Origin of the sequence: Clostridium kluyveri DSM 555 (assembly GCF_000016505.1) — a bacterium.
GTDB lineage: Bacteria > Bacillota > Clostridia > Clostridiales > Clostridiaceae > Clostridium_B > Clostridium_B kluyveri.
The window spans coordinates 3,896,958-3,911,109 of the sequence record NC_009706.1 but is presented as its reverse complement, the minus strand read 5'-3'; the positions used below and the strand labels follow the sequence as shown (position 1 = coordinate 3,911,109).

Below are 14,152 nucleotides of genomic sequence, written 5' to 3'. Positions count from 1 at the left end.
CTCATGTCAGACTACATCCATTTTACAGACGAACAAAAGGAACGAGCCAACTCCGTAGACTTGGTGGACTTCCTCCAGCGGCAAGGAGAAAAGCTCCTGCCATCAGGGAGGGATAAGCGGCTGGCCAGCGATCACAGCATCACCGTTCGGGGCAACCGCTGGTACGATCACGCTTCTGAGGAGGGCAGTTATGCTATTGATCTTGTGAAACGGCTCTATAATCTGTCTTTCCCGGAGGCGGTTAGCCTCCTGCTGGGTGGTGAGCAAGGCGTAGAATACCGGCAGCACAGCAAATTCAGTGAACCGGAGCAGCGAAAGCCATTCGCTCTGCCGCCAGCGCACACGGATATGCGCCGGGTGTTTGCTTATCTCATTAAACAGCGCTGTATCAGCCGAGAGGTGGTGTCGGAGTTTGCCAGAGAGAAGCTGCTGTTTGAGGATGCAGAATACCACAACGCTGTGTTTGTTGGCTTCGATGAAAAATGCGTTGCCCGCCATGCCCATAAGAAAAGTACGGCAACCGGCAGTGCTTTTCGCATCAATGTAGAGGGCAGCCATCCGGCCTACAGCTTTCATTACGTTTCCAAGAATCCAAGCCCCAACAACCTGTTTGTGTTTGAAGCACCTATTGATCTGCTGTCCTACATCAGTTTGCATCCACAGAATTGGAAAAACGCCAGTTATGTGGCGCTGAACGGTGTGTCGGAACAGCCGGTGCTAAAACTATTGGAACTGTACCCTCAGCTTCAACGAGTGACACTTTGTCTGGACAATGATAAAGCTGGTCATAAAGCCGCCAGCCGCATTCATGAAACATTACGGCAGCAGAGATTTGAAGATGTGGTGTATGATGTTTCCGCACGCAAGGACTGGAATGAAGATTTGAAAGCATTATACTCGCAGGAGCAAGCCGCACCATCTATGGTAATGACATAAAAAGCATGACAGCTGATGAGTAACCGTCATGCTCAGTTTGCTTATTAACCAAATGTTACTAAAGCGGATTAACTGGAGTTTGCAGACTATATTCCAACTATTTTTCTTGCTGTATTTGCTGTTCGGATTGTAATCTTGTCCCTTATATTTGAACTGGCAGTCTTTGACCACCAATTTGTCTTTTGATAATCTTTTCGGTTAAAAGACCAGAAAACAGCATTTTTATAATTGTATACTTTCTCATACTCCTCTTTAGGACTTCCAACCTTATTATAAAACTCGTTATAAGATAAGGGAGGAAACATAAAAATAAGGTTATCATATATGTCCTTGTTATCATCGCCCCACCAATCGGGCGCATTATTTAATATATCTTCCAATTCTTCCTGTAAAATAATAAAAACTGGTATATCTAACTCAAACTTGTTTTTTATCATCATTTTTATTGTATTTACAAGAATAGCCGTATCATCTATATCACTTGAAAAGATAACGTTGCCGCTATTGAGGTGTGTAAAAACTTCTGTATAGCCCATTTCTACAAAACCTGTTTTTAGTTCAGACATTGCTATCTTATTTTTGCCGCTTACATTGATACCTCTTAATAATGCAATGTATCTTTTCATATACAATTTCACCTCTTAGAATTCTGATTTAATAATTCGTCTACTATCTTAAACTTGATTAACAATTGCCGAGCCTTATATTTCTAAGGCCAATATTTACAGTCATTATACTACAAGTTCAATTCAAATAAAAGAAAGGAGTTCCCTATGTTATCCCAAGTAACTATTCTAATTGCAGTGGCCGCCGTGATGTTTTTTGTCATCGGCGGTCTTTCTCTTTTAGCACACTATTATACCCTTAGCGGCATTAAATCTAAAACGGTCGGTGACGGTCAGCACGGTACCGCCCGTTTTGCCACAGAAAGCGAAATCAGACGGACATACACACATGTAACCTACGAGCCGGAAAAATGGCGGCGTGGGCAGAATCTGCCCACCTTGCAGGGGCTTGTGGTAGGGAGTAAGCAAAAGGCAGGCTCTACCACCGCCCTTATTGATGACGGCGATATTCACTGCCTCATGATCGGTGCTGCCGGTGTAGGTAAAACCGCAAACTTTCTATACCCCAACATCGAATACGCCTGCGCCTCTGGCATGAGTTTCCTCTGCACCGATACCAAGGGGGATTTGTTCCGAAACTACGCAGGCATCGCAAAGGATTATTATGGCTACAAAATATCTGTGCTGGATCTGCGTAACCCCACACGCTCGGATGGGGATAACATCCTGCAGCTGGTGAACCGTTATATGGATGCCTACATGGAAAATCCGGAGAATCTCGCGCTGAAAGCTAAAGCGGAGAAGTATGCCAAAATCACTGCCAAGACCATCATCTCCAGCAGCGGCGAGGATTCGGCAAGCTATGGGCAGAACGCCTTTTTCTACGATGCCGCCGAGGGATTATTGACATCCGTGATTCTGCTGATTGCAGAATACTGTCCTCCGGAGAAGCGGCACATCATATCGGTGTTCAAAATGATACAGGATTTGCTGGCTCCCTCCCCGGTGAAGAATAAAAGTCAGTTCCAGCTGCTTATGGATAAGTTACCGACTGACCATAAGGCAAGATGGTTTGCGGGAGCCGCCCTCAACACCGCAGACCAAGCAATGGCCTCCGTGCTGTCTACGGCTATGTCACGCCTCAATGCCTTTCTGGATTCCGAGATGGAGCAGATTCTGTGCTTCGACAGCTCGCTGGACACGGAAACCTTCTGCAAGGAGAAGTGTGCCATCTTTATTGTGTTGCCGGAGGAAGATAACACGAAATACTTTATGGTGTCGTTGTTCCTGCAACAGCTCTACCGGGAGATGCTGACCGTGGCCGATGAATACGGTGGCAAGCTTCCCAACCGGGTCATGATCTTTGCCGATGAGATCGGAACCATCCCTAAGATCCAGTCAATGGAGATGATGTTCTCCGCAGGCCGTTCCCGCCGCATCAGCATGGTACCCATCATTCAATCCTTCGCTCAGCTTGAGAAAAACTACGGCAAGGAGGGTTCCGCAATTATCATTGATAACTGTCAGGACATTTTATTTGGAGGCTTTGCACCCAACTCGGAAAGCGCAGATATCCTCTCAAGGGCGTTGGGGAATAAAACCGTCATGTCCGGTTCCATCAGCAGAGGAAAGAACGATCCCAGCCAGAGCCTGCAGATGATCCAGCGCCCGCTGATGACACCGGATGAGCTGAAAACTCTGCCCAAGGGGAACTTTATTTTGGCCAAGACCGGCTGCTGTCCCATGCGTACCAAGCTGCCGTTGTTCCTGAAATGGGGCATCCGATTCGAAAAGCCCTTTGAGGGGGAGGAACGTGCCGCCCGAAAGGTTCACTATGCCGACCGCTTTGAGCTGGAGCAGGAAATCCTCCAGCGAGGCTGTGCTTATGAGGAAGATGACTTTGCTGAATTTCCGGAGCCTCCCGGTGATGACCGCAACGGAGGTATGCTGCATACTCCAGTGCAGGAGCATGAGTCGGAGCTTCCCACCATGCCTCTACGTACCGATTAGGGGGTGTTCGTGATTTGAACTATCTTTCCTCACTCTATGCTGAAAATGTCCCACACCGTGCCGTGGCGGTTTACCGGTATCTGAAAGACCGGGCGAACAGGGACGGAACCTGTTATCCTGCAATCGGTACTATTGCTAAGGACTTGAAGCTCTCCCGCCGCACGGTACAGCGAGCCATCGCCGACCTCGAAAAGACCGGCTATCTTCAAAAGGAACAGCGCTGGCGGGAAAACGGCGGCAAGAGTAGTCTGCTGTTTACGGTGAAATGAGAAAACACATACCCTACCGCCAAGGGAGCAGTGCGTCCTGTCGGCGGCATATGGTATGTGTCATCATGGCCTATGCAGTGAACTTGTCACTCTAAGGATTTCTTTAAACACAGAGAAACAACAATAATTACTTTAACATGAAGAAAATCCACCTCCGAAGAAAGAAGATGGATTCTGCTTATCTGGCATCCAATAGCGCCTTGATGGTTGCGGCGGCTATTTTGATTTCCTTTTTGCCGCACAGCTGAATCATATGCATGAGCTGTTCTTTTTCTCTGTCTGAATGTTGAATTTCTGGGTAAAAGATCGTATCGGCTGATATTTTCAAGGCGCGGATAATCTTAAGTAGTACCGGCATTCTTGGGTGTTTGTTTTCATTTTCAATGGCCATTATGTATCTTGGCGTGACTCCGACCTGTTCCGCAAGGGCATCCTGTGTCATGCCTGCGGCAATCCGGGCTTCCTTTATGGTCTGACCAAATGAGTTCAGCAATTCCTCCACTGTAAGTTCACCTCCTCACCCAATTTTACAGTATGGGCTTAGGATTGAGAACGAACCAGTGATGACTGTTAGGGAGAACAAAAAACAATAATAACCTAGGTCATTGATGAAAAGCAAGATATACTGGTTGTTTTTTGAAGGTAACTTAAGAATAAACGATAGACTTAGGAAAGTTTCCTTCCTATGAAATAAAATCCATTCGATTTATGCCCGTTCATAGTCGTAAATGTCAGGCGTTCATATTTCAATGTGCTAAAATCAGCCATAAGCTCCTTCAACCATTTCTCTGAGTGATGGCGAAGAACGGCGCCTTCCGGCAATTCAAAGACACCATAGATGCCATACTTTTCTTCAAAGCTTTGATAGCGGGCTTGATTTCGTTCATCTGAATTGATAAGGAAATCATTGATGTAGAGAATTCCGTCAGGTTTTAATACACGATTTATTTCGGAAATCAGAGCCTGCTGTTCTTCATTGCTTTTGATACAAGTCAGGACGGCAAAGAGTATCACTGCGTCTATACTATGATCCGGCAAATCAATCCCTGCATCTTTTTTCAAACGGAGGTCAAGATAAGGAGCCTGCTGTTTTCCCCGTTCGATCATTCCCTGCGAAAAATCCATGCCAATCAGATGCCTGTACCCAAGATGATGCAATTCGTTTAATGTACGGCCATAGCCGCACCCAACATCAAGAATGACGGCATTGAGATCGAGATAATTGGCGAATTCATTTGCCTGAAATGGCGTTGTAAACTGTTTTGTCTCCGATACACTGTTCCAGTAATCTTTTTGTTCCATCGGATTATTCCTCCTTTTGTGATTTTATTAATTATATCGGGATACGTAGAAATTATTTCCATTGTAGTCATATACCGTAAAATACGCGTTGCTATTTCGCCTGTTTTGTATTTACCCCCTGAAAATAAGGCAGTCGCATAAACGCTTCCTTTAGCTTTTGCTTTGCAGATTGAAAAAGCATTTCGTTTCTATCCGTTAGCTCTTCTTCTCCAAAGTAGCGGTCTGCGATATATTTTGTATACCGCAGTTCCATCATCACACCCTCAATCCGCTCGCCAAAAAGCTCACGGTAATGATTAATAATATGTCCTCCCAAGTTTGCATTATCTATAACACTGTAGCCTTGTGCTGTAAGATTTTCGTGCAGTCCATACAACGTCTGCTCAGAGGATGTAACGCCGCGTCGGTTGGATAAATAAATATCTTGGCTGCCGCCATCGCCAAAGTCAAGGAAGAAACTGTGCAAGTCCAAAAGGAGAACCGACGGATACACCTTTAATTTTTCACGCAAAAGTTTTTCAAGCGCCTGATGATAAGGGTCATAATACAGGCCTACCCGACGGTTAATTTCATTCTCATTCAGCGGTGAAGAATACAAACGGCTGCCTTGAGTATTTTCCTGATAGACTACGGTTTTGCGGTAATCCCCATGTTTTGCACTATTGACCGGCCGGTTCATATCTACCACATAACGGCTTAGGTGGTTGATGATCGTGGTGCAGCCCATTGCAGGAAGAAAGTCGTATAGCTCCGGCAAGAACCAATCTGTGTTTGACAGACAGACGCCTTTAAGGAAGCTGCTGCGAATGTCTTCGGGGACAAAGGTGCCGCTGTGGGGTAAATCAATCACCACCGGAAACTGGTGTACGTTTTCATTTAAAACCGTATAGTGTTCCAAAATGCTCCGCTCCAATCTTACGAGTCTTTGATTTCTATTTGAACTTAACGGATGACCCATTCATTATCTCTTGCAGGGTATTCTGTTTTCTGCAAATGCCCATCAGAATGACCACAAAATATGCCTTGACTGTATTGCCAAGGATTTCTTCAATTACTCTGGGAATCCATATGACTGCAAACGGCAGTACCTTCCATGCGGTAAAAATTGTTTCACGCAATACGACTGTGTTAAGAGTGGTGACAATCAAACCGGAACCAATCATAGCGATAAGAAGTTGGGGGATCTGCTCCCTGCTTGTGTCATGAAAAATCTTTTTCGACAGGAAGAGATCAGCGGCTAACAACAGGATGCCGAGAGTTGCGCATCCAATCATTGCGGTTGTGACCCAAGAAATATATGTTGCCAGATTTCCCGATGGATCTTTTGTACCAATGGTTCTTTCAATCAGCATTTTACTGATAAGGTGCATGTTGTCCGTATTGACGTTTTCTTTTTGTACATGATTGTAGAATTCACGATTAACGCCATCGGCAGCCAGAAACGCAATATTACAAATCCCTGCTAATAACATGAGTACGGAAAAAATTGCAACTATCATTCTCATTTTCTTGTTGTCTTTGTTGCACAGGACAGACCATAATGCGCCCCGGATAAATCCACCGGCAGCTACGACCAGCGTCATAAGAGGTATATAGGTTCCAACAGGCTTTAAAAGGTAACCCAAAAAGTCAGAAAGCCCGGACACAACCGCGCCATATACTGGCCCGAATAACAGGGATGGCATAATGGAGAAAATGCCGGAGATGCCAACACTCATTCCATTTTGACCAAACACGGGTATGTAGAAAGAAAATGTTGTTTTTAAAACAAGTGAAATACTGAGAAATACCGCAGAGATTGTGATGCGGCGCACATATAAAGTTGTATTCTTCAATTTAACTTCTCCCTTCTTAAATAGAACGTGACATAGAAAGTTTATTGTTAAATTGAATTTCTAAGTTATAACCATCAAATACACCTCCTGTCATGCAGCACAGCTACACAACAAGAGGCACAATCATTACACCGCTTCTCCTTATGCAGCAGCGGGATGCGAACCTTGTACCGTAAGCCCTAAAAGGCTTTTCGTCCCTCTGACAACTCCCCGTTCAGAAGGCACTGCAAATCAATGATTTACGCACAACGTTCTACTCTGCTCTGATTCAAATGTTCTCTGAATGGTATTAAGTGCATTCAGAAAATAAAAAAGACCCACCAATCCAAGCATCATGCCCAGACGGTCGGCTTTCCAAAACGCTGTACTCCCTGTGGTTGAATCCACTTCCGTCAGTCATACAACACATTTATATTACCACTGCTCATTAGTATTGTCAACTTCAAGGCACAAATAGAAATTCATTGGACTCGCTGCATGATAGAGCGTGAGCTCGTAGGCTTTCAAAAATTCTTTCCAAGCAAAAAATTTATCGTATTAGCGCACAGCCAGCTCCCTCTCTTAATTAAAGTGAGAGGACTGGCTTTGCAAGGCGGTTGTTGCTTTCATTCGCGATTGCGTATATACTGAGAGAAAGACACAAGTTGGAGGAATACAAATGCTTGATTATATATCCGTACAGCAGGCCGCTGATCAATGGGGTATCTCAAAGAGAAGAATACAGAAACTCTGCGAGGAAAACAGAATAGCCGGAGCGGTTCGTTTCGGTCGCGCATGGGCAATTCCAAAGGATGCGGAGAAACCAGCTGATGCGAGGAAGAAAGAAGAAAAAAAGTAAATGAATCGAAGGAGGATTGAAAATGAGCTATAAAATCTTAGTGATTGATGATGATAAAGAGCTGTGTGCTTTGATCAGGCAGAGCGTGGCGGTTGAAAGTATAGACGCAGACCATTGCTATTCCGGTGCGGATGGGCTCGCCATGCTCCAGAAGAATGATTACCAGCTTATTCTTTTGGATGTGATGATGCCGGGAATGGACGGCTTTCAGACTATGGAGAAAATACGGCAGACAAGCAGTGTTCCCATACTAATGCTGACCTCCAAAAATGACAGCACATCAAAGGTTCGCGGACTGCGCTCGGGTGCGGATGATTATCTGACAAAACCCTTTGATATGGATGAACTGATTGCCCGTGTGGTTTCCTTAATCCGCCGTTATACGCGGTTCAATACGACTGGAGATCATTCACAGCCGCTGACTTATCAGGGGCTGACCATAGACTTGGACAGCCGGAGCGTAACCACTCAGAACGGGACGTTTGAATTGCCGCCGAAAGAATTTGACCTGCTGCTGTTCTGCGCGAAAAATCAGGGGAAGATTTTGACAAAACAGCAGATTTACGAGGAAGTTTGGGGTGAAGCATACGTTTATGATGACAGCAATATTATGGCGATTATCAGCAGGCTCCGCAAAAAAATCGAACCTGATTCCGGCGCTCCCTATTACATCCAGACGGTAAAAGGAATCGGCTACCGCTTCAACAAGGAGGTGTAAGCCGTGATTCTCGATGTGACATTAGGCATACTCTTCTTCCTTGCTCTTCTGTTCGGTATGATTTGTATGGGAAAACTCCTTGGTGTCAAGCGGCAGCTTCAGGACATGACAGATGCTCTGAATGACATTGAAGCCGGAAACGGAAATCGCAGAATTCTTGCCGTGGACAATGAGTTGACCGCAGACCTTTCCTACAAAATGAATGAAATTGTTACCCGTTACGAGGAACAGCTCTCCGGACTCAGGACAGCGGACGAAACCAATCGTCAACTCATGACTAGCCTCTCCCATGACGTGCGGACACCGCTCACTACATTGATCGGCTATCTGGATGCGTCGCATAGAGGCGTTGTCACAGGAAAAGAGCGCGAGGATTATCTGGAAATCGCCAGACACAAAGCCCACGACCTGAAGGATTATATCGATGTCCTTTTCGACTGGTTCAAGCTCAATTCCAGCGAATTCGCCTTATCCATAGAGCGGGTGGAGCTTGCGGAGCTAACCCGAAATGTTCTGAAAGACTGGATTCCCATATTTGAAGAAAATCATCTAGACTACGAAATTAATATTCCGGAAAGGCCGCTGTTTGCAAAGGTGGATTTGGACGGATATGCCCGTATTATCAACAATCTGGTGCAAAACGTCATTAACCATAGCCGGGCCACACAGATAAAAATCGAAATGACACAAGAAGGAAATAAAATTGAAATCCGTATCACAGACAACGGGATCGGCATCGAGAAAGCGGATCTGCCGCACATCTTTGAGCGGTTATACAAATGTGATAAAGGCCGCTCTGATAAGGGAAGCGGATTGGGACTGTCCATTGTCCGGCAGATGGTCGAAAAAATGGACGGTAAGATTACCGCCCAAAGTGAACCAAACCGATATACAGCGTTTATCGTTGGCTTCTCAGTAAAAAATTGAGTGAATCCCTGTCTGTGGGCAGGGATTTTTTTTCTGCCAAAATTGCAAGGTTAATGCAAGGTTAATGCAAGGTTAATGCAAGCTTGGCGTGTTACACTGGTTTCAGTAAGAAAAGGAGGTTCTGAGATTGAGTGATATAATCATTGAAACAAAAAATCTTACCAAACAATATGGCGCGCAGAATGGCGCGCAGAAAAGCGTTGCCAACCTGAGTATTCATGTAAAAAAGGGTCGTATTTATGGGTTGCTCGGACGAAACGGTGCCGGAAAAACCACGACGATGAAAATGCTGCTAGGCCTGACGCAGCCGACCTCGGGAGAGGTGAAAATTTTCGGTAAAAGCATTCGTGGAAATGAGAAAAAAATCCTGCCACGTGTCGGCAACCTCATTGAGTCGCCGGGCTTTTACCCAAATCTGACCGGCACGGAAAACCTGAATATCTTTGCCCGACTCCGGGGTGTTTCCAAGCGCAACGCTGTTTCCAGCGCATTGGAAGTTGTCGGGCTGCCGTACGGCGATAAAAAACTGTTTTCACAATACTCACTCGGTATGAAGCAGCGTCTGGCCATCGCGCTTGCCATCATGCACGACCCGGAACTGCTGATTCTGGACGAGCCGATCAACGGGCTTGACCCCATCGGCATTGCGGAAGTCCGTTCGTTCATCCGGGAGCTGTGCGACGCGAGAGGAAAAACCATTTTGATTTCCAGCCACATTCTTTCGGAAATATCCCTGCTGGCGGACGATATCGGCATCATCGACCATGGGGCTCTGCTGGAGGAAGAAAGTCTTTCTGAATTAGAAGAAAAAAACAGTAAGTATGTTCATTTCATCGTCTCCGACACGGCACAGGCGTCCAGAATCATGGAGCGAAGCTTTGGGACGAATAACTTTACGGTGGAAAATGACCGCAGTCTGCGCCTGTACGATACGAATTTGCCGGTGACGGCGCTCACCCGCGCTTTTATTGAGAGTGGATTGGAGGTCGCGGAAGCCCATACTTGCGAGGATACGCTGGAGGACTACTTCAAGCGCGTGACCGGGGGTGAGGGCATTGCATAACCTGATCCTCTGTGAATTTCAAAAGTTCAAACGGCGTCCCATGTTTCTGCTGGCGACACTGGCGGCATTCATTTTTCCGATTGTGATGACAGCGCTGTACTGGAACACCCCAACGCAGCCGGATTTTGACAATCTATTTTCGGGAATTGTTGACTACGGAGATTTCCTTCTGCTGCTTCCCATTTTGGTGGTAATCTCTACTTCGCTGTTTTTTACGGAGCAGGACAGCGACACGTTAAAAAACCTTGCGACGATCCCGGTCTCAAGAGAAAGGCTTGTGCTGGCGAAAATCAGCGTCATGGCGATTGTCGCCGTGGCCTATTCCCTCGGCGGATTTCTAGCCAGTGCAGTGTGCGCAAAGCTGCTGGGCATGGCTCTTATCAATATGGGGCAGAAATTTTTTCTCAGCATTTTGCTTGGGATTATGCTCCTGACAGCAGCTCTCCCATGCGTGGTGTTAGTGGTGTGGTTCAATAAGAACAACCTGATTTCCATTGTCATCACCCTGTTTTATACGATTGTCAACTACGTCGTCCACTTTACGGACGCAGGCATGCTGACACCTGTCGGCGTGAATATCGGGACTGTGCTGCCCATCCCGCTGATCAACCGCTGGATCTATCAGTTTTACGATCCGGGGAAAGGTTCAGCATCGGAATTTTATGAAACCATGCGGCCCTACTTCGTTTCCACCCCCGTCTGCCTTATAATCCTTGTGGTGATGGCGGTTGTGTTTACCGCGCTGATGATACGAATTTACAACCAGCGCGAACTATAGAAAGGAGGCGTGACGATGAATTTGATTCGCACAGAATTTCAAAAACTGAAACGGTACAGCATCATCCTCGTCGGCATCATCGGTGTAACCTGTTCTCCTATCATTTCAATTGCGATGCAGAACATGATGTCGGACGACGCCAAGACCGTTTTGAACTATACATTTCCTGATTTACTTAACAGCACCATCTGGAACAACATGACAATCTTTTTCCCTATGATTCTCGCCCTGATCGGCGGCTATATGATCAACCGGGAATACACGGATGACACCCTCAAGAATCTGCTGACCGTTCCCGTCAGCTTCCCGCGCCTTATGGCTGGCAAGCTGACCGCCCTCGGTGTGGTTGCGTTGCTGCTCGGCCTTTATAATGCATTCATTACAAGTATCGTCGGACTGATCTGCTGCCCGGAAAACATGTCGCTCTCCGTCATTGTATCGGGAAGCATCCAGATTATCGGTATGGCCCTCTTTACCTGTATTGGAGAATTCCCTCTGATCGCCCTTTGTGGGCGCAGACAGGACGCTTTCCGGGGCGGAGCCGTGGTTGCGTTCCTTCTCGGATACATTACGATTTACTTTAAGAATCCCGTGATCCGCAACCTGTGGCCGTTGTCAGCCGGGCTCAGTATCGTGGGGTTTGGCGGCGAAGGTTTTGTGTCCGATACCGCAGGCAGCTATGCTTCCACGCAGAACACTTTTATTGGCATCTGCGTAATCTTAGCAATGATAATACTGACAGGAATCATCATCCATATTCCGAGCAAAGATGCAGCTGCAGCCGCTTCCTTAAAGAAAGGCGGTCACGGCAGGCAAAACCGACAGGAGGCTTATAAGTGAAAAAATACATTCTCTTCTTAATGATCGCGTGCTGCTTCGTTTTCGTACTGACAGGCTGCACAAAAGATGAAATTGTCAATCATTATAACGAGGCTTTGCAGGAGGCCGGGGACGATAACCTGACGAAAGACAGCAAATTGCAGGGAAAGCGCAGCTTCGGCTCCGACAGCTATGTCGGAAACTATTCCGCTGATTATGACAGCTTCACGGGAACGGAAACCCTCTTTGGCGGAACGGCGCTGGAACGAAACGACGGAAATGAAATCAAAGTCACCTGCACACTCAACATCACGGATGGGACTGCAAAGGTTGTTTTTAAGTCAGGGACGGATGACCCTCAGGTGCTGATCGAAAGCAGCGGCGATTATTCTGAAACAATTGAGCTGCCATCTGCCAGCAACTATATTGCCGTTGAGGGCGATGGCTTCACCGGCTCTGTAGAACTGGAAATCAAATAAAAGGAGTTAAAAAACCATGAAAAATAAAATTCTAAGTATCATTGCCTTTATAACGATCTTTGTCCCCATTACGATCCTCTTTGTGTGGAAGCCGTCCGACCCGAACGCGACAGGTATCGTGATCGGTTACTTCATCTTCATCGCGCTCAGCTTTATTTATTCACTGTTTCTGTTTGCCAAAAAGCATTTGAGAGATATTTATACCAAAATTGCTCTTGGCCTGAACGCGGTGTACCTTGTGGGTATTCTGGCTTTTGTCGTGATTCCGCGTCTTATCTAAGATTGTCAGAAAAAATAACACGGGATTATCTATGAAACTGAGCGTGTATATTTGCAGTCAGCAAATCATTGCTGTATACAGTAGTCCTTGGGCATATTAATTTTTCAGGAAAGGAGCATGAACATTGTAATATGAACCGTGATGTACTGCACTGTACCGGTCTCACGAAAATAGAGGCCGGGGAAACAATCTTTCATGATATCAGCTTTAATCTGCACTACGGGAAAATCATAGCCTGTACAGGAGCCGGAACCCACGCGCTAATACGGATTTTGATCGGCAAAGATGCCAATTACATAGGGAAGTTTCAAATCGACGGGTCTATGGGATATGTGCTGCTGTCGGACACAGTCCCACTGGAGCAGACCCCCTTACAGGTCTTACAGAAAGCAAATGCAAAGCACGAAACTGACAATATGCTAACCGGTATGCTGTTGATTGCCGGGCTGGATGGTAAGGAGAACATGCTATGCAGCGAACTGACATCAGGCGAGATCCGCAGACTGCTGGTGATACGAGAAATCCTGAAAGCTCCTGATTTATTGGTTCTGGAGGATATGTTTACAGATGCTTCAGCGTATGATCAAAAAATCATAAAGAGAATGCTCATTGAGGTTAACGCATACATAGCCGTGCTTCTAACCGCGTCCTCCGCAGAGCGTATGCGCGGACTTACTGATCAGGTTATAAATCTGGATACCGGTCAAATGAAGCTGGAAGAGGATGGGCAGCATAATGAATTTCGACAGTAAAATTCCCATCTATCTTCAATTACATAATCACTTTCAAAAATTGATTTTATCCGGTGAATTGGCACCGGGTATGCCAATTCCTTCGTTTAGAAAAATAGCGTCCGAAGCACAGGTCAACACAAATACCGTACAGCGCGCCATGATTTCTTTGGTTCATGAAGGTTTGGTGGGGAAGGAAACAGGAAAAGGTTACTCGGTGATTAAGGATCAGGAAAAAATCATGTACCGGCGTCAGGAACTGGTTCAGTATACAACCAAGCAGTTCCTGCATGCAATGAAAGCACTTGGATATGACAGGCAGCAGATCATTGAAGTGGTATTTCAATATTCCAATGACAACTCTGATTATGGTTTTGAAAATAGAATTCCGACAAAGGGCAAACTTGCCGAAAGGTAAGGACGCAAAGCCGAGGGTCTAAAGTGCGAGAGCATTATGACAGTCTGGCTGCCGTAAAGGATTGCGTATGAAACCTGCCCTTTTGCGGCAGGTTTTTTTCATAATAAATGAAAGGCGCTACCCGCCAACAAAAAAAACGTGAGTTTGGCGGGTCTATCTTAATGCCTGAATAAGCATATCGTA

The 14,152-nt window shown here is 46.0% G+C and carries 18 protein-coding genes and 3 riboswitches; of the genes, 13 read left to right on the top strand and 5 right to left on the bottom strand.

The features are described 5' to 3' along the window. The first annotated feature begins 3 nt into the window (after positions 1–3). Positions 4–936 (top strand): DUF3991 and toprim domain-containing protein, encoded by a 933-nt coding sequence (locus tag CKL_RS18815; protein ID WP_012104175.1) that lies wholly within the window; start codon positions 4–6, stop codon positions 934–936. An 86-nt stretch (positions 937–1,022) separates the two neighbouring features. Here CKL_RS18815 and CKL_RS18810 read toward each other — a convergent pair whose 3' ends face one another. Continuing rightward, positions 1,023–1,562, bottom strand: coding sequence for a DUF1697 domain-containing protein (locus tag CKL_RS18810; RefSeq protein ID WP_012104174.1), 540 nt, complete (start codon positions 1,560–1,562; stop codon positions 1,023–1,025). Between the two features lie 147 nt (positions 1,563–1,709). On the opposite strand from CKL_RS18810, the gene CKL_RS18805 reads away from it, so the two are divergent. Both CKL_RS18805 and CKL_RS18800 read left to right on the top strand, forming a co-directional pair. Continuing rightward, complete coding sequence (locus CKL_RS18805) at positions 1,710–3,512, top strand: VirD4-like conjugal transfer protein, CD1115 family (protein ID WP_012104173.1); 1,803 nt, start codon at positions 1,710–1,712, stop codon at positions 3,510–3,512. 14 nt (positions 3,513–3,526) lie between these two features. Further along, positions 3,527–3,781, top strand: coding sequence for a helix-turn-helix domain-containing protein (locus tag CKL_RS18800; protein WP_012104172.1), 255 nt, complete (start codon positions 3,527–3,529; stop codon positions 3,779–3,781). Positions 3,782–3,959: 178 nt separating this feature from the next. On the opposite strand, the gene CKL_RS18795 is transcribed toward CKL_RS18800, so the two are convergent. The 4 genes from CKL_RS18795 to CKL_RS18780 form a co-directional block, all read right to left on the bottom strand. Continuing rightward, on the bottom strand, positions 3,960–4,283 hold the full coding sequence (locus CKL_RS18795; protein WP_012104171.1) for a helix-turn-helix domain-containing protein: 324 nt from the start codon (positions 4,281–4,283) through the stop codon (positions 3,960–3,962). 164 nt (positions 4,284–4,447) lie between these two features. Then, positions 4,448–5,083 (bottom strand): class I SAM-dependent methyltransferase, encoded by a 636-nt coding sequence (locus CKL_RS18790; protein WP_012104170.1) that lies wholly within the window; start codon positions 5,081–5,083, stop codon positions 4,448–4,450. A 91-nt stretch (positions 5,084–5,174) separates the two neighbouring features. Beyond that, complete coding sequence (locus CKL_RS18785) at positions 5,175–5,981, bottom strand: N-formylglutamate amidohydrolase (protein ID WP_012104169.1); 807 nt, start codon at positions 5,979–5,981, stop codon at positions 5,175–5,177. A 34-nt stretch (positions 5,982–6,015) separates the two neighbouring features. Continuing rightward, on the bottom strand, positions 6,016–6,918 hold the full coding sequence (locus CKL_RS18780) for an ECF transporter S component (RefSeq protein WP_012104168.1): 903 nt from the start codon (positions 6,916–6,918) through the stop codon (positions 6,016–6,018). A 147-nt stretch (positions 6,919–7,065) separates the two neighbouring features. Then, positions 7,066–7,181, bottom strand: a riboswitch (THF riboswitch). Positions 7,182–7,247: 66 nt separating this feature from the next. Further along, positions 7,248–7,328, bottom strand: a riboswitch (ZMP/ZTP riboswitch). 248 nt (positions 7,329–7,576) lie between these two features. On the opposite strand from CKL_RS18780, the gene CKL_RS18775 reads away from it, so the two are divergent. The 10 genes from CKL_RS18775 to CKL_RS20510 all read left to right on the top strand — a co-directional run bounded on the left by CKL_RS18775 (position 7,577) and on the right by CKL_RS20510 (position 13,969). After that, positions 7,577–7,756 (top strand): excisionase family DNA-binding protein, encoded by a 180-nt coding sequence (locus CKL_RS18775; RefSeq protein ID WP_012104167.1) that lies wholly within the window; start codon positions 7,577–7,579, stop codon positions 7,754–7,756. 22 nt (positions 7,757–7,778) lie between these two features. After that, positions 7,779–8,474 (top strand): response regulator transcription factor, encoded by a 696-nt coding sequence (locus tag CKL_RS18770; RefSeq protein ID WP_012104166.1) that lies wholly within the window; start codon positions 7,779–7,781, stop codon positions 8,472–8,474. A 3-nt stretch (positions 8,475–8,477) separates the two neighbouring features. Beyond that, positions 8,478–9,401, top strand: coding sequence for a sensor histidine kinase (locus CKL_RS18765; RefSeq protein ID WP_012104165.1), 924 nt, complete (start codon positions 8,478–8,480; stop codon positions 9,399–9,401). Between the two features lie 127 nt (positions 9,402–9,528). Then, positions 9,529–10,464: an ABC transporter ATP-binding protein gene (locus tag CKL_RS18760; protein WP_012104164.1), complete on the top strand. Its 936-nt coding sequence runs from the start codon at positions 9,529–9,531 to the stop codon at positions 10,462–10,464. Further along, the gene (locus CKL_RS18755) at positions 10,448–11,242 is read left to right on the top strand and encodes an ABC transporter permease (protein ID WP_012104163.1); all 795 of its coding nucleotides are present in this window, start codon (positions 10,448–10,450) and stop codon (positions 11,240–11,242) included. Before CKL_RS18760 ends, CKL_RS18755 begins: the two co-directional genes overlap by 17 nt. Positions 11,243–11,257: 15 nt before the next feature. Beyond that, a complete protein-coding gene (locus tag CKL_RS18750; protein WP_012104162.1) occupies positions 11,258–12,082 on the top strand; it encodes an ABC transporter permease in 825 nt (274 codons plus the stop codon). Next, positions 12,079–12,540: a hypothetical protein gene (locus CKL_RS18745; protein WP_012104161.1), complete on the top strand. Its 462-nt coding sequence runs from the start codon at positions 12,079–12,081 to the stop codon at positions 12,538–12,540. Before CKL_RS18750 ends, CKL_RS18745 begins: the two co-directional genes overlap by 4 nt. A gap of 16 nt (positions 12,541–12,556) precedes the next feature. Then, on the top strand, positions 12,557–12,820 hold the full coding sequence (locus CKL_RS18740) for a hypothetical protein (protein ID WP_012104160.1): 264 nt from the start codon (positions 12,557–12,559) through the stop codon (positions 12,818–12,820). Positions 12,821–12,951: 131 nt separating this feature from the next. Next, the gene (locus CKL_RS18735) at positions 12,952–13,572 is read left to right on the top strand and encodes a P-loop NTPase family protein (RefSeq protein WP_242649440.1); all 621 of its coding nucleotides are present in this window, start codon (positions 12,952–12,954) and stop codon (positions 13,570–13,572) included. After that, the gene (locus CKL_RS20510) at positions 13,556–13,969 is read left to right on the top strand and encodes a GntR family transcriptional regulator (protein ID WP_012104158.1); all 414 of its coding nucleotides are present in this window, start codon (positions 13,556–13,558) and stop codon (positions 13,967–13,969) included. The genes CKL_RS18735 and CKL_RS20510 overlap by 17 nt, the downstream gene beginning before the upstream one ends. After that, positions 13,939–14,025, top strand: a riboswitch (cyclic di-GMP riboswitch). (Overlaps the previous gene by 31 nt.) The last annotated feature ends 127 nt before the right edge of the window (positions 14,026–14,152 follow it).